Source organism: Mycobacterium sp. NPDC003449, assembly GCF_053588415.1.
Genome location: NZ_JBSFPX010000074.1, coordinates 13,624 through 31,624, shown reverse-complemented (window position 1 = coordinate 31,624; position 18,001 = coordinate 13,624). Strand labels below are relative to the sequence as shown.

The 18,001-nt window shown below is 66.1% G+C and carries 16 protein-coding genes and 2 tRNA genes; 7 read left to right on the top strand and 11 right to left on the bottom strand.

Annotated elements, in window-relative coordinates:
- Positions 1–137: 137 nt before the first annotated feature.
- Complete coding sequence (locus ACWDTP_RS19375) at positions 138–1,091, bottom strand: LysR family transcriptional regulator (protein ID WP_450022623.1); 954 nt, start codon at positions 1,089–1,091, stop codon at positions 138–140.
- 116 nt (positions 1,092–1,207) lie between these two features.
- Between ACWDTP_RS19375 and ACWDTP_RS19370 the strand changes: the two genes are divergently transcribed.
- The 3 genes from ACWDTP_RS19370 to ACWDTP_RS19360 all read left to right on the top strand — a co-directional run bounded on the left by ACWDTP_RS19370 (position 1,208) and on the right by ACWDTP_RS19360 (position 5,791).
- A complete protein-coding gene (locus ACWDTP_RS19370) occupies positions 1,208–3,523 on the top strand; it encodes an FdhF/YdeP family oxidoreductase (protein ID WP_450022621.1) in 2,316 nt (771 codons plus the stop codon).
- Entirely contained in the window at positions 3,523–4,347 is an 825-nt protein-coding gene (gene fdhD / locus ACWDTP_RS19365; RefSeq protein WP_450022619.1) for a formate dehydrogenase accessory sulfurtransferase FdhD, read from the top strand. Before ACWDTP_RS19370 ends, fdhD begins: the two co-directional genes overlap by 1 nt.
- 139 nt (positions 4,348–4,486) lie before the next feature.
- Complete coding sequence (locus tag ACWDTP_RS19360) at positions 4,487–5,791, top strand: nucleotide disphospho-sugar-binding domain-containing protein (RefSeq protein ID WP_450022617.1); 1,305 nt, start codon at positions 4,487–4,489, stop codon at positions 5,789–5,791.
- On the opposite strand, the gene ACWDTP_RS19355 is transcribed toward ACWDTP_RS19360, so the two are convergent.
- Positions 5,716–7,236 (bottom strand): FAD-dependent oxidoreductase, encoded by a 1,521-nt coding sequence (locus tag ACWDTP_RS19355; protein WP_450022615.1) that lies wholly within the window; start codon positions 7,234–7,236, stop codon positions 5,716–5,718. The two genes, ACWDTP_RS19360 and ACWDTP_RS19355, sit on opposite strands and share 76 nt — an antisense overlap.
- Positions 7,237–7,291: 55 nt before the next feature.
- Between ACWDTP_RS19355 and ACWDTP_RS19350 the strand changes: the two genes are divergently transcribed.
- The gene (locus ACWDTP_RS19350; RefSeq protein WP_450022613.1) at positions 7,292–7,969 is read left to right on the top strand and encodes a TetR/AcrR family transcriptional regulator C-terminal domain-containing protein; all 678 of its coding nucleotides are present in this window, start codon (positions 7,292–7,294) and stop codon (positions 7,967–7,969) included.
- Here ACWDTP_RS19350 and clpX read toward each other — a convergent pair.
- The 5 genes from clpX to ACWDTP_RS19325 all read right to left on the bottom strand — a co-directional run bounded on the left by clpX (position 7,966) and on the right by ACWDTP_RS19325 (position 12,531).
- Positions 7,966–9,246 carry an ATP-dependent Clp protease ATP-binding subunit ClpX gene (clpX, locus tag ACWDTP_RS19345; protein ID WP_450022611.1) on the bottom strand — a complete coding sequence of 427 codons (1,281 nt, stop codon included), beginning with the start codon at positions 9,244–9,246 and terminating at the stop codon, positions 7,966–7,968. The two genes, ACWDTP_RS19350 and clpX, sit on opposite strands and share 4 nt — an antisense overlap.
- A 375-nt stretch (positions 9,247–9,621) precedes the next feature.
- The gene (locus ACWDTP_RS19340) at positions 9,622–10,281 is read right to left on the bottom strand and encodes an ATP-dependent Clp protease proteolytic subunit (RefSeq protein ID WP_450022609.1); all 660 of its coding nucleotides are present in this window, start codon (positions 10,279–10,281) and stop codon (positions 9,622–9,624) included.
- Positions 10,278–10,862 (bottom strand): ATP-dependent Clp protease proteolytic subunit, encoded by a 585-nt coding sequence (locus ACWDTP_RS19335; RefSeq protein WP_450022625.1) that lies wholly within the window; start codon positions 10,860–10,862, stop codon positions 10,278–10,280. Before ACWDTP_RS19335 ends, ACWDTP_RS19340 begins: the two co-directional genes overlap by 4 nt.
- A gap of 121 nt (positions 10,863–10,983) precedes the next feature.
- Positions 10,984–12,417, bottom strand: a complete 1,434-nt coding sequence (gene tig / locus ACWDTP_RS19330; protein WP_450022607.1) for a trigger factor — start codon at positions 12,415–12,417, stop codon at positions 10,984–10,986.
- 40 nt (positions 12,418–12,457) lie between these two features.
- Positions 12,458–12,531, bottom strand: a tRNA-Pro gene (locus ACWDTP_RS19325).
- Positions 12,532–12,655: 124 nt separating this feature from the next.
- On the opposite strand from ACWDTP_RS19325, the gene ACWDTP_RS19320 reads away from it, so the two are divergent.
- The 3 genes from ACWDTP_RS19320 to ACWDTP_RS19310 all read left to right on the top strand — a co-directional run bounded on the left by ACWDTP_RS19320 (position 12,656) and on the right by ACWDTP_RS19310 (position 14,392).
- Positions 12,656–12,729: transfer RNA gene (locus tag ACWDTP_RS19320), tRNA-Gly, on the top strand.
- Positions 12,730–13,049: 320 nt separating this feature from the next.
- Complete coding sequence (locus ACWDTP_RS19315; protein WP_450022605.1) at positions 13,050–13,616, top strand: hypothetical protein; 567 nt, start codon at positions 13,050–13,052, stop codon at positions 13,614–13,616.
- Positions 13,613–14,392: a hypothetical protein gene (locus ACWDTP_RS19310; protein ID WP_450022603.1), complete on the top strand. Its 780-nt coding sequence runs from the start codon at positions 13,613–13,615 to the stop codon at positions 14,390–14,392. Before ACWDTP_RS19315 ends, ACWDTP_RS19310 begins: the two co-directional genes overlap by 4 nt.
- Here the strand turns inward: ACWDTP_RS19310 and ACWDTP_RS19305 are convergent.
- The 4 genes from ACWDTP_RS19305 to ACWDTP_RS19290 all read right to left on the bottom strand — a co-directional run bounded on the left by ACWDTP_RS19305 (position 14,389) and on the right by ACWDTP_RS19290 (position 17,838).
- Positions 14,389–15,987: a tyrosine-type recombinase/integrase gene (locus ACWDTP_RS19305; protein WP_450022601.1), complete on the bottom strand. Its 1,599-nt coding sequence runs from the start codon at positions 15,985–15,987 to the stop codon at positions 14,389–14,391. The two genes, ACWDTP_RS19310 and ACWDTP_RS19305, sit on opposite strands and share 4 nt — an antisense overlap.
- A 2-nt stretch (positions 15,988–15,989) precedes the next feature.
- Complete coding sequence (locus ACWDTP_RS19300) at positions 15,990–16,241, bottom strand: hypothetical protein (RefSeq protein WP_450022599.1); 252 nt, start codon at positions 16,239–16,241, stop codon at positions 15,990–15,992.
- Positions 16,241–16,906 carry a recombinase family protein gene (locus ACWDTP_RS19295; RefSeq protein WP_450022597.1) on the bottom strand — a complete coding sequence of 222 codons (666 nt, stop codon included), beginning with the start codon at positions 16,904–16,906 and terminating at the stop codon, positions 16,241–16,243. Before ACWDTP_RS19295 ends, ACWDTP_RS19300 begins: the two co-directional genes overlap by 1 nt.
- Positions 16,907–17,034: 128 nt before the next feature.
- Positions 17,035–17,838: a hypothetical protein gene (locus ACWDTP_RS19290; RefSeq protein ID WP_450022595.1), complete on the bottom strand. Its 804-nt coding sequence runs from the start codon at positions 17,836–17,838 to the stop codon at positions 17,035–17,037.
- Between the last annotated feature and the right edge of the window lie 163 nt (positions 17,839–18,001).

Here is an 18,001-nt window from a genome sequence, read left to right as displayed (position 1 = left end):
ACCCACTCCGGTCGCACCCAATGTGGACCATCTCTGGGACCCATGGTTGGTCGACCCGGGCCTCCCACCCGGCTGGACCCTGCTCGACCCCGACCACCACGCCCACGGAGCCAAAGCAGTACGCGGACCATGACGGCCTACACCGGCCCGGCTCCCACCTGCCCCGCCGCGTCCCACCAGCCGTCGATGCGTGCGCCGAGATCCAGCCCGGCGGCCACCTCGACGAGCGCCGCGGCGACGATGGACGCGGGCGCACGGTCGAGCACCACCAGTCCGATCGCCGGCCGCGGGCCGTGCTGCACCATCGGCCTGGCGGCGAAACCGGTTGGCACACCGAGCTGCGGCAACCATGCCGTGGAGGCGACGGTCGCGCGCTGCGAGTTCGCCAGGTGTGCATACAGGGCGTCGACCGAGTCGGCTTCGACCACCGGACGGTAGCGCACCCCTTCCGCGGCCATATTGGCGTCGAGGATGCGCCGGTTGCGCATCGTGGTGGTCAGCACACACAGCTCGAGTGCGGCCGCACCCGACCAGCTGATCTCCGGTTCGGCCATCAGCGCGTGATCGGCCGGTGCCACCAGCACATACTGCTCGCGGTAGAGCTGCACCGACCTGGTCCCCGGCGAGGCTTCGTCGTCGAGGTAGGTCAGTCCGGCGTCGATCTCGAAATCGGCCAACCGCCGGGCGATCTCCCGTGACGACAACGCCTCGATACGCACCGAGGCCGCCGGGTTGCGCCGGAGGAACTCGGTGGTGATGAATGGGCCCGCGGGTACCGCGGTGGGTATCGCACCGATCCGGGCGGTGACGGTCAGCCGTCCCCGCATCCGGTCGATGTCGGCGAGCATGTCGTCGCGCTCCGCGACGATCCGCTGGGCCCACGTCACGACCCGCTGACCCTCTTCGGTGAATCCCTCGAAGCGCTGCCCCCGCTGCACGATGACGATGCCCAGCTCACGCTCCAGCCGGCGGATCGCCACCGACAGCGTCGGTTGACTCACGTGGCAACGCGCCGCCGCCCGGCCGAAGTGGCGTTCGGTCGCGAGCGCCAGCAGGTAGTCGAGTTGCTGTAACAGCACGTCACTCGCCATGGCTCCCCACATTCGTCGTCGTTCGATAGCCAGCATCTATCACTGCATGTGAAATATCGAATAGCGCCGCCCGCCAACCGGCGGGGCCAGGGGTTCTCGAGGACTAGATTTGAACCATGAGCCGCGGTACTGACTACGACGCCAGCTACAACGAGCACGATGTCGTCGCCGACGGCCCCGAACACGAGGCCGCCGGGATGAAGGCCGTCATGGTCAGCATGCGGCGTGGGCTCGAACAGATGGGCCCGCTGCGCACCGCGGCCACGCTGACCCGGCTCAACCAGCGGCACGGGTTCGACTGCCCGGGTTGCGCCTGGCCCGAGGAGCACGGCGGACGCAAACTCGCCGAGTTCTGCGAGAACGGGGCGAAGGCGGTCGCCGAGGAGGCCACCAAGCGGGTCGTCACCCCGGAGTTCTTCGCCCGCCACAGCATCGGCGAACTCGCCAGCAAACCCGAGTACTGGCTGTCCCAGCAGGGCCGGATCGCCCATCCGATGATGCTGGCCCCCGGGGACGACCACTACCGGCCGGTCTCCTGGGAGGCGGCCTACCAGCTGATCGCCGATGAGCTGACCGCCCTGAACTCCCCCGACGAGGCCCTGTTCTACACCTCCGGGCGGACCAGCAATGAGGCGGCGTTCCTGTACCAGCTGCTGGTCCGCAGCTACGGCACCAACAACCTGCCGGACTGTTCGAACATGTGCCACGAGTCCTCGGGCACCGCGCTGACCGAATCGATCGGGATCGGCAAGGGTTCGGTCACGGTGGAGGACCTGACCCTTGCCGATGTCATTCTCATCGCGGGGCAGAACCCCGGAACCAACCATCCCCGGATGCTGTCGGTCCTGGAGAAGGCGAAGGCCAACGGCGCCAAGATCATTGCCGTCAACCCGCTCCCGGAGGCCGGGCTGATCCGGTTCAAGGACCCGCAGCGGGTGCACGGGGTGGTCGGGCACGGCGTCCCGATCGCCGACGAGTTCGTGCAGATCCGCATCGGCGGCGATATGGCCCTGTTCGCCGGCCTGGGCCGGCTGCTGCTGGAAGCCGATGATCGGGCACCGGGCACCGTCGTCGACCGCGAGTTCATCGCGGCACATTGCGCCGGGTTCGACGAGTACGCCGCCCAGACCCGCGCGGTCGACCTGGACACCGTGACCGAGGCCACCGGGGTCGACGCCACCCAGCTGCGCCGCGTCGCCGAGATGTTGGCCGCCTCCCGGCGCACCGTGGTGTGCTGGGCGATGGGTCTGACCCAGCAGCGTCACGCGGTCGCCATGATCGGCGAGGCCACCAACCTGCTGTTGCTGCGCGGCATGATCGGCAAGCCCGGGGCCGGGGTGTGCCCGGTGCGCGGGCACTCCAATGTGCAGGGCGACCGGACGATGGGCATCTGGGAGAAGATGCCCGAGACGTTCCTGGCCGCACTCGACGCCCGGTTCGGCATCGTCAGCCCGCGCAGGCACGGTTTCGACACCGTCGACGCGATCCGGGCCATGCGGGACGGCCGGGCGAAGGTCTTCATCGGAATGGGCGGCAACTTCGTCTCGGCCACCCCCGACACCGAGGTCACCGAGGCCGGATTGCGCAGTTGCCGCCTGACCGTGCAGGTTTCGACGAAGCTCAACCGCAGCCATCTGGTACACGGCCGCACCGCGCTGATCCTGCCGACCCTCGGCCGCACCGACCGCGATATCGTCGGCGGCCACAAACAGCAGGTGTCGGTGGAGGATTCGATGTCGATGGTGCATCTGTCCCGCGGCAGCCTGCACCCACCCAGCGAGGAGTTGCGCAGCGAGGTGGCGATCGTCTGTCAGCTTGCCCGCACCCTGCTCGGCCCGGACCATCCGGTCCCGTGGGAAACGTTCGCCGCCGACTACGACACCATCCGCGACGCCATCGCCGCGGTGGTTCCGGGTTGTGCGGACTACAACGCCAGGGTGCGCCGGCCGGACGGATTCCAACTGCCGCACCCGCCGCGCGATTCCCGCGAATTCCCCACCCACACCGGTAAGGCCAACTTCGCGGTGAATCCCCTGCAGTGGGTGCCGGTTCCGGAAGGCCGGCTGGTGCTGCAGACCCTGCGCAGCCACGACCAGTACAACACCACCATCTACGGCCTCGACGACCGCTATCGGGGGGTGAAGGGCGGGCGCCGGGTGGTGTTCGTCAATCCCGCCGACATCGACCGGCTGGGCCTCGCCCCCGAGGGCCGGGTCGACCTGGTATCGGAGTTCGAAGGCCAGGAGCGCCGGGCCACCGATTTCATGGTGGTGCCGTATTCCACACCGGTGGGCAATGCCGCCGCCTACTACCCGGAAACCAATCCCCTGGTGCCACTGGATCACACCGCCGAGAAATCGAACACCCCGGTGTCCAAGGCCATCGTCGTCAGGCTCGAGCCGCGCCCGCCGGGCGACGGGAGCGCCGGGTAATGGGCCGGGTGACCGCGCGCCGCCGCGCCCACCACGTCGCCGCGGGCCGCAGTGTCGCGCGGCCCGAGACCCTCGTCGTCGAGGAGCCGCTGGAGATCCGGATCGACGGCGCCCCGCTGACCGTCACCATGCGTACGCCCGGTTCGGATATCGAACTGGCCCAAGGGTTTCTGCTGACCGAGGGAATCATCTCCAAACGCGACGACCTGCTCGCCGTCCGGTACTGCCGCGGGGCGAATGACGACGGTGTCAACACCTACAACGTGCTCGACGCGACGCTGGCCGCCGGTGTCCCGAAGCCCGATGTGGATGTGACCCGCAACTTCTACACCACCTCGTCGTGCGGTGTGTGCGGCAAGGCCTCACTGGATGCGGTTCGGCTGATCAGCAGGCACTGTCCGGGTGACGATCCCACGACGGTGGCCGCCGAGGCGCTGTCGGCGATGCCCGACCAGCTGCGGGACGCGCAGAAGGTCTTCGCCAGCACCGGTGGCCTGCACGGAGCCGCGTTGTTCACCGCCGACGGCACGATGCTGGTGGTGCGCGAGGACATCGGCAGGCACAACGCGGTGGACAAGGTGATCGGCTGGGCACTCGAACACAACCGGATCCCGCTGAGCGGCACCGTCCTGCTGGTCAGCGGACGGGCCTCGTTCGAACTCACCCAGAAGGCGGTGATGGCAGGCATACCGGTGCTGGCCGCGGTTTCGGCCCCGTCCTCGCTCGCCGTCGATCTGGCCAGCCAGTCCGGCCTGACCCTGGTGGCCTTTCTGCGTGGCGCGTCGATGAACGTTTACACCCGTCCGGATCGTATAACCGATTGACGGGGGCGCCGGCCTGCGCCCCGCAAACCTGCCTCTACCTGCAATCTCCATCGGTTCTCCACGCAACCTCCAAGCTCGCACCCCCGGTGTTCGCCGACGATCAGTCGGACCGCACGGATCACCGCAGAGGGAGCACACGATGGCCGCTATTCTCATCGCATCACTGTCGCCGGTGGGCCATATCGCGCAGTTGCTGAACGTGGCACGCGATCTGGTCGACCGCGGCGACCGGGTGACGGTGCTGAGCGGGGCCAGGCACTCCGAGTCGATCCGGGCGGTCGGCGCCATCCCGGCGACCCTTCCCGCCGACGCCGATGTCGACGACACCAGGCTCGACGCCGACAATCCGGGCCGGGCCAAGACCTCGGGGATCCGCCGGGTCAACTTCGACATGGTCGCGCTGTTCGTCGCACCGATGGTCCGCCAGGCCGATGCGTTGGCAGAACTGCTCGCGCACAACACCTACGACGTGGTGATCGCCGACTACCTGTTCTTCGGAATCATGCCGTACCTGCTCGGTGACCGCACGGCCCGGCCGCCGATCCTGAGCTACTCGACCACCCCGTTGATGCTGAGCAGCCGGGATACCGCACCGGCCGGCCTTGGCATGGCCCCGTCGTCGACGCGGCTCGGCAGGCTGCGCAACCGGGGTCTGCGCCTGCTGACCCACAAGGTGCTGTTGCGCGATTCCCAGCGCGCGATGCGGCGCCAGCTGTACCGGATGAACACGCGCGCGTTGCCCACCTTCCTGCTGGACGCCGGGGTGTTGGCGGACCGCCTGATCGTGCCCAGTGTGCACGAATTCGATTACCCTCGAACCGATCTCCCCGCCAATGTGCGCTACGTCGGGGCCGTGCACCCGGCACCCGCCCGCGGTTTCGTCCGGCCGGGCTGGTGGCCGCGGCTCGACGCCGATCATCCCGTCGTGCACATCACCCAGGGCACCGTCGACAATGCGGATCTGAGCCGGCTGCTGGAGCCGGCCATCGAGGCGCTCGGCGGTGCGGATATGACGGTCGTGGCCACCACCGGAGGCCCCGACGTCGATCTGCTCGGGGTGGCCATTCCGTCGAACACCTTTGTCGCCGAATATATCCCGCACGATCTATTGTTGCCGAAGGTGGACGTGATGGTGACCAACGGCGGCTACGGTGGGGTGCAGCGGGCCCTGTCGACGGGTGTCCCACTCGTGGTCGCGGGCAACACCGAGGACAAGCCCGAGGTGGCCGCCAGGGTCGCGTGGACCGGGGCGGGTATCGACCTGCGGACCGGCACGCCCACCCCCGATGCGGTGGGCCGTGCCGTCCGTGAGGTGCTCGCCGACAAGCGGTATCTGAACCGGGCCCGCGACCTCGAGGTGGCCTTCGCTCAGCGCGACGGGGTGGCCGAAATCGCCGCGCTCGTCGACGAAGTCATCGCCGAACGACCGTCGGTCACCAGATGAGCTGCGCCGATCCGTTCAGCCGCCCGCCGCAGTCCGGTGCTCGAGCCGTCGACGGAAACCCAGGCGACGTGCCCGTCCGGGCGCAGCAGCACCGCCGCGGGGACCGGTACCCGGTCGACGACGGGCAGCCGCCAGCTGCGGCCGATCGCCATCGCCTCGACCGCACCCGGCAGCCCGGACCCGAAGTCGATCAGCACTGGCCGCGCTTTGTGCAGCAGCTCGTAGAGTCGGCGCAACGTGCCGTCGATCATGATGTCGCAGTCCGGGATTCGACGGCCGACCAGGACGTGGTCGGCCCCGCTCGGATAGTGCACGTCGAGCCCGGAGATCTCGGCCGCGACGCGTTCGTTGACCGCGTCGATCCCGAATAGTCCGCCCAGCATCTCACGCATGGCGGTCACTTTCGCGCCGCCGGCCAACAGCGCGGTCTGCGCCCGGGTGTTCTCCAGGACCCGCTGCGCCACCGGGTGCCGCTCGGCATGGTAGGTGTCGAGCAGTTCGGCGTTCGCCTCGCCCCGGATGACGGCCGCCAGCTTCCACCCCAGGTTCACCGCGTCCTGCATGCCGAGGTTCATCCCCTGCCCGCCCAGCGGCGGGTGGATGTGGGCGGCGTCGCCGGCCAGAAACGTCCGTCCGGCGCGGTAGTGCCGCGCCTGGCGGGAAGCATCGGCGAAACGCGAAAGCCACGACGGTGAGTGGATACCGAAGTCTTTGCCCGCCACGGCATTCAGCGCTGCCCGCAACCCGTCGATGCTGAGTTCCGGCTCACGGTCGGCGGGTTCGTATTCGGTCACCATGACGCGGTGCCAGGTCTGGCCCGACAGGTGCCCGAACGGCAGCATGGTGACCACGCCGGCCGGCAGGCGTTCCAGGAAGGCCCGCCCCGGTGGCGGGGCACTCACCTCCACATCGCCGAGCAGCGTGACGAGTTCGGCTTCGGTGCCGTCGAACGGGATCGCGGCCAGCCCGCGGACCGCGCTGCGACTGCCATCGCAGCCCACCACATAACTCGCCCGCCTCGAGCCCGCGCCGCCGGGACCGGTCGTGGTCACGGTGACACCGGTGGCGTCCTGCTCCAGACCGGTCAGCTCGGTATTCCACTGCACGGTGACGCCCAGGTCGGCGGCGGCCTGTTCCAGTACGCTCTCGGTCTCGGTCTGCATGATGGCCAGGGTGTAGCCGCGCCGGGTCGGCAGCGCCGACATATCGAGGCGGAGGCCGGAGAAGTGGCCGGCGTCCATCGGTGTGCCCCGCGCTTCGAAGGCCTCCAACATGCCACGTTGGTCGAGCACCTCCATCGTCCGCGCGTTCATCCCGGCGGCGCGTGAGGTCCCGGCCCGCGCCGGGGCCCGGTCGATGAGCTCGACCGATGCCCCGCCACGGACCAGTTCGGTGGCCAGCATCAAGCCGGTCGGCCCGGCCCCGACCACGATCACATCTGTCATTTCCAACCTCCCTCTAACACTGTTAGAGAAAACTCTAACAGTGTTAGATTGAAGTGTGGCCGCCAAACTCAACCGCGACGTCATCGCGCGTACCGGACTGGACCTGCTCGCCGAGCACGGACTCGACGGGTTGTCCATGCGCGTCCTGGCGACTGCCCTGGGCGTGCAGGCGCCCACCCTGTACTGGCACGTCAAGAACAAGCGGGAACTGCTCGATGTGATGGCCAACGTGATCGCGGCCGAGATCCACCAGCGGATCCGGCCGCGGCAGCGTGACCAGCCGGTACCGGACTGGCTCGCCGACGTGGCCAGGGCGATCCGCTCCGCGATGCTGGCCTACCGCGACGGCGCCAGGGTGTTCGTCGGTTCGGTGACACCGTCGGCGCGGCCCGCCAACGAGTTCGCACTCGACCAGTTGCGGGCCGCGGGTTTCCCGCTCGACGCCGCCGCCCTGGCCATGACGACCGTGCTGCACTACGTCACCGGCAGCACCATCGAGGAACAGGCGCGCACCGGGATCGACTATGACGACAATCCGTACGCCGGGGCCCCCCTGTTGAACGCCAACGAGTTTCCCCTCGGCGCCCAGGTGCGCGACGTGCTGTTCAACCCCGATGCCGATGCGGCGTTCGAGGCGGGCCTGTCGATCGTGCTGGCCGGGATCATGACGACCCTGGACGCGCAGAAGGCCCCTACCGTTCGGCGGGGGCCTTCTGTCGGCGGTGAGGCTTAGGCGCTCTTCTCGCGACGCTCGTTGCGGGAAGGCTTGCGCGGCACGATGGTCGGCAGCACGTTGTCCTGCACGGTCTCCTTGGTGACGACGACCTTGGCGACGTCGTCGCGGCTGGGGATGTCGTACATGACCGGCAGCAGCACCTCCTCCATGATGGCGCGCAGCCCGCGGGCCCCGGTGCCACGGTGGATGGCCTGATCGGCGATGGCCTCCAGTGCGTCACCGGTGAATTCCAGCTCGACGCCGTCCATCTCGAACAGCCGCACGTACTGCTTGACCAGAGCGTTCTTGGGCTCGGAGAGGATCTTGACCAGCGAATCCTTGTCCAGGTTGGTCACCGACGCGACGACGGGCAGCCGGCCGATGAACTCCGGGATCAGACCGAACTTGATCAGATCCTCGGGCATCACCTCGGCGAAGTGGTCCTGGGTGTCGATCTCGGCCTTGGACCGCACCTCGGCGCCGAAGCCCAAACCGCGCTTGCCGACCCGGTCGGAGACGATCTTCTCCAGCCCCGCGAACGCACCCGCCACGATGAACAGCACGTTGGTGGTGTCGATCTGGATGAATTCCTGGTGCGGATGCTTGCGCCCGCCCTGCGGCGGCACCGATGCCTGGGTGCCCTCCAGGATCTTCAGCAGCGCCTGTTGGACACCTTCACCGGAGACGTCTCGCGTGATCGAGGGGTTCTCGCTCTTGCGGGCGATCTTGTCGACCTCGTCGATGTAGATGATGCCGGTCTCGGCGCGCTTGACGTCGTAGTCGGCGGCCTGGATCAACTTGAGCAGGATGTTCTCGACATCCTCGCCGACGTAGCCGGCCTCGGTCAGTGCGGTGGCATCGGCGATCGCGAACGGCACGTTGAGCATCTTGGCCAGCGTCTGCGCCAGATAGGTCTTACCGCAGCCGGTGGGGCCCAACATCAGGATGTTCGACTTGGTCAGCTCGACCGGCTCGGCGCGGGAATCGCGGGACTTCTCCCCCGCCTGAATCCGCTTGTAGTGGTTGTACACCGCCACCGCCAGCGTCCGCTTCGCGGTGTCCTGGCCGATGACGTAACCCTCGAGGAAATCCCGGATCTCCGCGGGTTTGGGCAACTCGTCGAGCTTGACGTCGTCAGCGTCGGCGAGTTCCTCCTCGATGATCTCGTTGCACAGATCGATGCATTCGTCGCAGATGTAAACGCCCGGACCCGCGATGAGCTTTTTGACCTGCTTTTGGCTCTTTCCACAGAACGAGCACTTCAGCAGGTCACCACCGTCTCCAATGCGCGCCATGTGGGGGGGTCCTACTTCCTGTTCGCGGTCGGTCGGTAACGCCATTTCGTGGGTTACCCCGGGCGTTAACCCGACGCTACCCGTTCGTTCCGTTGCGATGCGACCGATAAGGCCGAATCGCGCCGTTGGTATTTATCCGTGTGCAGGAGAACATATCGCTCCCGATGGCTTCCCACCCGTCGGCACGCTGACTGTGTCCTGGCGTGTCGCGGTCGCGGTAAAGACCCGATCACAGAACAGCGCCGAAACCATGAAGTCAGCCGCATACCACGATACCGTGCGCCCGGAAACCCGGCCGCTGCCGAAGTCCTGGCCTGCGTCACGAAACGATTCGGCACGGCCCCGGGCACCCGGGAGCCGTGCCGAATCGGTGAACTAGGCCGACTTCGCCGACAGTTTGCGGTACTCCAGCACCGTGTCGATGATCCCGTAGTCCTTGGCCTCGGTCGCCGTGAGGATCTTGTCGCGGTCGGTGTCCTTGCGGACCTGCTCGGCATCCTTACCGGTGTGGCGCGCCAGCGTCGTCTCCATCAGCGTGCGCATCCGTTCGATCTCGGCGGCCTGGATCTCCAGGTCGGAGAACTGGCCCTGGATCACTCCGGACAGTGCGGGCTGGTGGATGAGCACCCGGGCGTTGGGCAGCGCCATCCGCATGCCCGGCGTCCCGGCCGCGAGCAGCACCGCGGCGGCCGATGCGGCCTGGCCCAGGCACACGGTCTCGATATCGGACCGCACGTACTGCATGGTGTCGTAGATCGCCATCAGCGAGGTGAACGAGCCGCCGGGCGAGTTGATGTACAAGGTGATCTTGCGGTCGGGGTCCAGGCCCTCCAGCACCAGCAGCTGCGCCATGATGTCGTTGGCCGAGGCGTCGTCCACCTGGACACCGAGGAAGATGATGCGTTCCTCGAACAGCTTGTTGTACGGGTTGGACTCCTTGACGCCGAAACTGGAGTGCTCGACGAACGACGGCAGGATGTAGCGCGCCTGCGGCTGAACCCGCGGATCCAGCGACGGATGGGTCAGATCGGTCATGGCTTGACTCCGTTGATGTTGGCGCTGGTGATGATGTGGTCGACGAACCCGTACTCGAGCGCCTCCTGTGCGGTGAACCAACGGTCGCGGTCGGAGTCGGCTTCGATGCGTTCGATCGTCTGCCCGGTGAATTCCGCGTTGAGCCGGAACATCTCCTTCTTGATGACCGCGAACTGCTCGGCCTGGATCGCGATATCGGCAGCACTGCCGGTCACGCCGCCGAGCGGCTGGTGCATCAGGATCCGGGCGTGCGGCAGGGCGTACCGCTTGCCCTTGGTGCCCGCGGCCAACAGGAACTCACCCATCGAGGCGGCCATGCCCATCGCGTAGGTGGCGATATCGCACGGTGCCAGCACCATGGTGTCGTAGACCGCCATACCGGCGCTGATCGAGCCGCCGGGCGAGTTGATGTAGAGGTGGATGTCCTTGGTCGGATCCTCCGCCGACAGCAACAGAATCTGCGCGCACAGCTTGTTCGCGATGTCGTCGTCGACTTGGGAACCGAGGAAGATGATGCGCTCGGAGAGCAGTCGCTCGTACACCGAGTCGACAAGGTTCAGCCCCTGCCCGGCGCCACGCATGTCAGTCACGACTGGATACCTGCTTTCTCTCTACGTCTTTGGAAACGCATTGGTCCTACGACGACACTAACCAACCTGAGCGGCCGTGCACTCCCGTACGGGCCCGCGTTCGCTCACAGCGTCACTTGGCGGTGTCGTCGGCCTCGTCGGCGTCGGTGTCCTCATCGGCGTCGGCAGCGTCCGCATCGGTGGTTTCGGTGGTGTCGGTGTCGGTGTCGGCGGCGTCCTCGCGCGCCGGCGGCCCGAAGAACTCGGTGGTGTCGACCACCGCACCGTCGGTGTCGGTCACGGTCGCCGCGTGCACCACGGCCGCGACGGTCAGCCCGCGCCGGACGTCGGCGAACATCGCGGGCAGCTGGTTGTTCTGCTGCAGGATCTGGATCAGCTGCTGGGGCTCGATCCCGTACTGGCGCGACATCAGCACCAGGCGCTCGGTGAGGTCCTCCTGCCCGACCTGGATGTCGAGCTTGTCGGCGACCGCGTCCATCAGCAGCTGGGTCTTGACGGCCTTCTCGGCCTCGGAGCGGTTGTCGGCGTCGAACTCCTCGCGGCTGCTGCCCTGCTCGGTCAGCGCCTCGGCGAACTTGTCCTCGTCGTGGTCGAGGCCGTGGATCGCGTTGTGCAGCGTCTCGTCGACCTGAGCCTCAACAACCTTCTCCGGCAACGGAACCTCGGTCTGCTCCAGCAGCGCCTCGATGGTCTTATCGCGGATCTGCTCGGCCTGCTGCACGTTCTTGGCCCGGCGCACCTGATCGACCAGGCTGCTCTTGAGCTCGTCGATCGTGTCGAATTCGCTTGCCAGCTGGGCGAAGTCGTCGTCGGGCTCGGGCAGTTCACGCTCCTTGACCGACTTGACGGTCACGGTCACCTCGGCATCCTGGCCGGCGTGCTCACCGGCGGCGAGCTTGGTGGTGAACACCTTGGACTCGTCGGCCTTGAGGCCCTTGATGGCGTCGTCGAGGCCCTCGATCAGCTGACCGGAACCGATTTCGTGGGACAGCCCCTCGGTGGACGCCTCGGGCACCTCGGTGCCGTCGATGGTGGCCGACAGGTCGATCGAGACGAAGTCGCCCTCCTGCGCACCGCGCTCGACCCCGGTCAGGGTGCCGAAACGGGCGCGCAGCGACTGCAGCTCGGCGTCGACCTCGTCATCGGACACCTCGATCGGGTCCACGGTGACCTTGAGCGCCTCGAAGTCGGGCAGCTCGATCTCCGGACGAACATCGACCTCGGCGGTGAACACCAGCTCCTCGTTGTCCTCGAGCTTGGTGATCTCGATCTCAGGCTGGCCCAGCGGCTTCACATCGGAGGTCGTGACGGCCTCGCTGTAGCGGCTCGGCAGCGCGTCGTTGACCACCTGCTCCAGCACGGCGCCACGGCCGATGCGGGCCTCCAGCAGCTTGCGCGGGGCCTTGCCGGGGCGGAATCCGGGCAGCCGGACCTGCTTGGCGAGCTCCTTGAACGCGCGGTCGAAATCGGGCTCAAGCTCGGTGAAGGGCACCTCCACATTGATGCGCACCCGCGTGGGGCTCAACTGCTCGACCGTGCTCTTCACTCTTGTGCTCCTAGATAGTTCTGTCGTACTGGCGGGCGAGTCGGGGTGACAGGATTTGAACCTGCGGCCTTCCGCTCCCAAAGCGGATGCGCTACCAAGCTGCGCTACACCCCGTGTGCATCGTCGGCCGCACGCCGAAGCCGGCGAACGGACCACGCGAGATACTACGTGCTGGCGACACGGGCCCTTCAATTGGATTTGGTTCGGGGCGCACCGGTACAGTGCTGGTGCTGCACATGCGGGCGTAGCTCAATGGTAGAGCCCTAGTCTTCCAAACTAGCTACGCGGGTTCGATTCCCGTCGCCCGCTCCACCAGCTACCAGCGCAAAGGCCGTCGAACAGGAGTTCGGCGGCCTTTCCTGTACCGCGCCCGTACCGCCACTTGGGTGCACATCGCCAGCCGACTCGGGCGCGCAACACACTCTCCATGAGGCTCCTGAGCATGGAGTTACTGGTGTTTCTCATGCTCCCCCAGAGCCACCCCGCGCACGGCGTGTCGGTCTCGTCTGCGCCGCCGAGCCTCGTAGCGTGAATCGCATCCGGGCACGAAAGGCAGGTCGGTCGCAGTGGACGTGGCAAAGGTACTTAGGGACGCCTGGCAAGCAGTCCAGGACTCTGGCGTCCCCGATGAGATGCAAGAGATCGCCTTCAATCGCGCCGTCGACCTTTACGGGTATGCACCCTCGATCGCGCAACCCCCGATCACGACCCCTTCACCCGCTCGAGGGTCAGGCGACGCCTCGGGTACATCGAACAGCTCAGTTGCATCAGGTTCCAGTACGGGTGCGTCGAGTGGAAGCGCCAAGACGGAAGCGGCCTTCTACGAGACGATGAGCAATGCAACCGGGATCAGCACGGAAGCTCTACTTAGATTCATCGACATCCACGACGATGCTCCCCGTATCGCCCTAAAGACGTCCCAGCTCCCCAGCGTCACATCTAAGGCGCAAAAGGTCGTTTCCTTGTTGATCATCCTCGCGCGCCACTACTACAACGACGAGAACGAAATTGAACTGGCGATTTGTTCAGAGGAGTGCAAGCGGTTGAGCTGCATTGACCAGAATCTCAAGCGCAACCTCGGTCTGATACCCGATCTGATGCTTACTGGAACGGGAACAAACACCAAGGCGAAGGTCAGAGAACCGTTGGTCAAGTCCTCCGCCGAGACCTTAAGGAAGCTCGGAGTCAACGTCGATTGAGCGCAACCGGCAGTCTCGCACTGGTCGAGGCAGGATTTCTTGCAGCGAGCTTGCCCGCTGCCGTCGTGTCCGATCTGCTGGACGCTTACTCAGAAGCCAAGCGTCGTTATCATCTAGATGATCTGCGGCCGAGCGCTGTTGAGGGAGGCCGTTTCTCGGAGGCAGCGTTCCGCATCCTCCAGTGGGAAACTACGGGGCAATTCACGCCCCTCGGTACGACCCTCACCCGAGTGCCAACGCTGGTGAACCAGCTGGAGAGCCAAACACAAGCGGCTGACAGCGTTCGGTTCCATATTCCTCGCACACTCCGCGCGATCTACGACATCCGCAACAAGCGGAACATCGCCCACCTAGCGGACGGGATCGACCCTAGCCGTCAAGACGCAACCTTCATCATCCATTCGATGGACTGGGTACTCGCCGAGTTGGTGCGGCTCTACCACAACGTCACCTCCGATCAAGCTCAATCCCTCATCGAAGATCTTGTCGCCAAAGAGATTCCAGCGATGCAGATGTTCGACGATTTCCCAGTCTTTCTGAAGGACATGTCCCAGCCAGATCAAGTCATGACCTTGCTGTACTGGCGGGGAGCCACAGGGGCGAGCCGCGCCGAACTACAAGACTGGATGACAGCCAAGAGCGCGAAATCGAATATGTCCTCGACATTGACCCGGCTCAAGCAAAAACACTACGTACACGACAACGGCTCTCTGATTCGCATAACGATCCCCGGTGAGCAGTATGTGGAGTCCAAGAAGCTCATCGAACCTGCCTAACCCCTCAGCGGCACAACGTTCTCCCCGTAGACCGGTGCGGCCGCCATCGCATCCAGAGCACCCATCGCCTCGGCGTGGTCGTCGGTGTTGAACAGGTGCGCGTACACCGTCAGCGTCGTGGTGACCTTGGCGTGGCCCATGAACCGGGCGATCTCCAACGGTGGCCGCCCTGCCGCGATGCACAGAGACGCGTAGGTATGCCTCAGCGCGTGCCACGACACCCCGGCCGGTAGTAGTGCACATCGGTCGTCGGTGTCGGTTGCAATCCGATTCGCCCGCAGCACCGCAGGCCGATACACCGCCTTGTAGAACGTGGCGTGGCGGAGCGGCACGCCCCAGTCCAACCGAAGCCGTGCCACAGCCTCCCCCACCGTCAAGTCCGCCAGGGTAGACGCCTGCCGGAGAGCCTTCTGGTTCGAGGTCTCGGCTACCTCGTCGGTCACAGGGTGTTCGGTGGTCGCTACGAGCTGCTGAGCCTCTCCGGGGGCAACCGGACCACTTTCGGCCGGCAACTCGGCAGGGACCACAGCAACCTGTGAAGCGGTGCTGTGTACGGTGAGCTCGCTCGCCACGCGGTCCTGCTTGGCGGGCGTGGTCCGTACCCCGGTGGGCTTCTGCGGGATCAGCGCCACGCTCGGGAACAGCGGGGCAGTCGGCTCGTTCCGGCGCGGGTGCACAGCCAGGTAATCCCGCAGCACGGCCGTCGTCGCAGCGGGCAGCGGCACCTTACGCCGCGAGCCCTTGGTCTTGGGGGTGACGTACTTCCAATGAGGCGACTTGTCGTCGAGATCCTTCGGCGCGAACCAGACTGCTGTCCGCTCCACGCTCACCTGACCGGGCTTGGGACGGGCGTTCGGGTTGACGCTCGGCGGTGGCAGAATCACGTCACCTACCTGCAAACCCGCCAACTCAGCCGCGCGTAACCCTGACCACGCCGCCAGGTGAACCAGGACGTTGTACGGCCAGGGCGTCGCCGCTACGAGCGCGGAAACCTGAGCGGCGGTGAGGAACTGATCGGGGTCGTCGTGGGTAGCTGCGCGGCCGGTGTTGTGATCAGTCGGCAGCTTCACGTAGTCCGCCGGGTTGGAGTCCAGCCGTCCATCCGCCACAGCCTGCCCGAGCACCTGCTTCACGAGGAAGTACGCATTCCGCACGGTGCTCGGGGCTTTACCCGCCGCACTCATCCTCGCCACCCACTCGCTGATCTGGTCGCGAGTGATCTTGTTGATTGGGTACTCGCCGAAGGTGTTGTCGATGCGAAGGTTCGCGAGCCGCTTGTGCCGCTTGACCGTGGCGGTAGGCCCCTCGGTGGACGTCGGAGCCAGGGCGTCGGCGTAAGCAGCGCGGGTGGTCTCCTTGAGGTCATGACGACTGGCGAGCCACGCCTGTGCAGCCTCCCGGAACAGGAGCTTCCCCGCCGCAGGATCAAACGCCGCACCTCGCGTCCGCGCCTCCTCAGCGCGCGCCGCGTAGGCTCGCGCGGCCTTCTTGGTGGTGAACCCGCCACGGGTACGGTGCTTACCGTCGGGCGTCCGCCATTTCACGATGTAGCTCGTTGCGCCCCTGGCGGTCTGACGCTTCTCCACAGACGCCATAACTAGAACCTCTCCAGCTCAGCGTCGGTGAAGGTCACCGGCGGCAACGTGGTCGCGCCGCCAAGGCTCGGCTTTGGAACCTCGTCCGGTGTCGTGGGCGGCAGCAGGTCACGGGTTGTGGCCTCGAAGAACTTCTGTTCGAATGCCACAGCTCTGCGGTCACGTGCGGCCCGTTCGCGGTCAAGCTGGATACGGAGGCTGTCGGAATCGACCCGGTCGTAACGCGGGTCGCGGTGCCTACGCCCGTTCGACATCACGCACTCACCGCCACAGGGGACGCCTCGGCCGCGTTGTAGATTCGGCGGACGGTGGACGGCTGCCAGGTCGGTCGGCCAGCAGGCGAGAGAATTCCCTCGGCCTCCAGGGCTTCGGCGATCCGGCCGAAGCTCAGGCCCGCGTTGCGGTCCATGACAATCCGCCGCACCACACCCGGCTTGGCGAGACGGGGACGGCCAATGTGCTCACCTCGGCGCTTCTTGGCGGCAAGCCCGGCCTTGGTACGTTCAGAGATCAGCTCACGCTCATACTGCGCGAAGCTCATCATATTGTGGGCGACCATCCGCCCAGCGGCAGTGGTCAGGTCCACGCCCAGGTCAAGCGCGACGAGGGACCAGCCCTGTTGCTGGGCCGATTCAATAATGTTCGCGGCGTTGACAATTGACCGGGAGAGCCGATCTAGCTTCGCAACTATGAGGCCATCCGCTTGCCCAGAAGCCAACAACTGCAACATATCCAGCAGTTCCGGTCCGATGACCTTGCCGCTCACACCCTCGTCTGCGCGGTGCTCGACCAACCACCCCCGGCGATCGGCGTCGGCCTCGATGGCGTGTCGTTGAGCTTCCAGCCCGTTCCGGCTGTTGGCCTGCTCTTCGGTGCTCACACGGCTGTAGCCCAGCATCAGCACATTCGGCTCTCCCATGCGCTGTCTCCCTTCACGTTTCGGGGCCTAACCGGACGGTTACGCCTTCCGCCCCGAAATCTACGCCACCGTCAGAACTTACGTGTCGGCGAATACCGCTGTCCGAGTTTGCAATTCGCACTACACAACTACCTGCGCGGATCGTTGCGCTTGTTGTAGGCGCGCTCCTGTCGTGCCAGGTGTTCGTTAGCCTCGGCCATCGTCATCAGCCCCGTACCGGGAGATCGCCCGTCAGCTCCCCTGCCTGACTGAGAATGGCCGGGCGGTACATTCCCTGCCTCAGCCCACGCAGGTCCGCCAGCGGACAAATCAGGCCGACGTACGTGTGGGTCGGGCACGATCTCGGCGTCAACGATCTCGCCCTCGGTCGGAGGACCGCCCCTCACCACGCCCGGAGGCAGGGCAGGCGGACTGTCGGGGACGCCGCGTGCGGCGCGGCTTTCGGCGCGGGTCATCGTGCCAATACCCGCTACGACGCCCTCCCAGGGCTGCGGTCCGGCCGCTGCCACGGTCACCTCAGCCTGCGTGGGAGCGCGGAGTCCGGCACGGTCCAAAGCATCCCGAATGGCCGCCAGCTTCACCGCATCGCTCACGTCATCATCAACAGCGAGCTTCAACAGCTCTCGGGCCATTCTGTCCGCAGCCTCTTCAAGACGCTGGCGCGCTTTGCGCTTGGCCTGGGGTGCGCGGCCTCCGTGCGTACCGCAGACGCGTTGAGCCTCCATCGCGGGCTTCTGGCAGCGGTTGCCGTTCTTCCGGTGCGCGATGCACCGCCCCGCGTTGTTGCGCGGTTCCCACCACGGCTCGGTGTATTTCGCCATCTTCACTGGTTGTGGTTTCGAATGGTGCTCGCTGTGCTCGTCCGACACCTCCTCGGTCTCCACATCGCCCGATTCCAAACCCCCAACCTCATCGGCCAACTCATCGCTCATTCGTCGAAACCTCCTTCTTTCCAAAACCTTCAGACAGGCCGTAACCGGGCTACTCCCCGGTATTGGGGGTTGGTATTGTGGGAGAACCCCCAAGTATTGGGGGTGGAAAAACAGGGTGCTACCTGCGCGTAGTAGAGGAGTAGCGGGGGCAGCGAGTCGTAAC

Coding starts and splice junctions, on each gene's coding strand:
- ACWDTP_RS19375 (WP_450022623.1), bottom strand. CDS start 1,091: ATGGCGAGTGACGTGCTGTTACAGCAACTCGACTACCTGCTGGCGCTC.
- ACWDTP_RS19370 (WP_450022621.1), top strand. CDS start 1,208: ATGAGCCGCGGTACTGACTACGACGCCAGCTACAACGAGCACGATGTC.
- fdhD (WP_450022619.1), top strand. CDS start 3,523: ATGGGCCGGGTGACCGCGCGCCGCCGCGCCCACCACGTCGCCGCGGGC.
- ACWDTP_RS19360 (WP_450022617.1), top strand. CDS start 4,487: ATGGCCGCTATTCTCATCGCATCACTGTCGCCGGTGGGCCATATCGCG.
- ACWDTP_RS19355 (WP_450022615.1), bottom strand. CDS start 7,236: ATGACAGATGTGATCGTGGTCGGGGCCGGGCCGACCGGCTTGATGCTG.
- clpX (WP_450022611.1), bottom strand. CDS start 9,246: ATGGCGCGCATTGGAGACGGTGGTGACCTGCTGAAGTGCTCGTTCTGT.
- ACWDTP_RS19340 (WP_450022609.1), bottom strand. CDS start 10,281: ATGACCGATCTGACCCATCCGTCGCTGGATCCGCGGGTTCAGCCGCAG.
- ACWDTP_RS19335 (WP_450022625.1), bottom strand. CDS start 10,862: ATGCGTGGCGCCGGGCAGGGGCTGAACCTTGTCGACTCGGTGTACGAG.
- ACWDTP_RS19315 (WP_450022605.1), top strand. CDS start 13,050: ATGCAAGAGATCGCCTTCAATCGCGCCGTCGACCTTTACGGGTATGCA.
- ACWDTP_RS19305 (WP_450022601.1), bottom strand. CDS start 15,987: ATGGCGTCTGTGGAGAAGCGTCAGACCGCCAGGGGCGCAACGAGCTAC.
- ACWDTP_RS19300 (WP_450022599.1), bottom strand. CDS start 16,241: ATGTCGAACGGGCGTAGGCACCGCGACCCGCGTTACGACCGGGTCGAT.
- ACWDTP_RS19295 (WP_450022597.1), bottom strand. CDS start 16,906: ATGGGAGAGCCGAATGTGCTGATGCTGGGCTACAGCCGTGTGAGCACC.
- ACWDTP_RS19290 (WP_450022595.1), bottom strand. CDS start 17,838: ATGAGCGATGAGTTGGCCGATGAGGTTGGGGGTTTGGAATCGGGCGAT.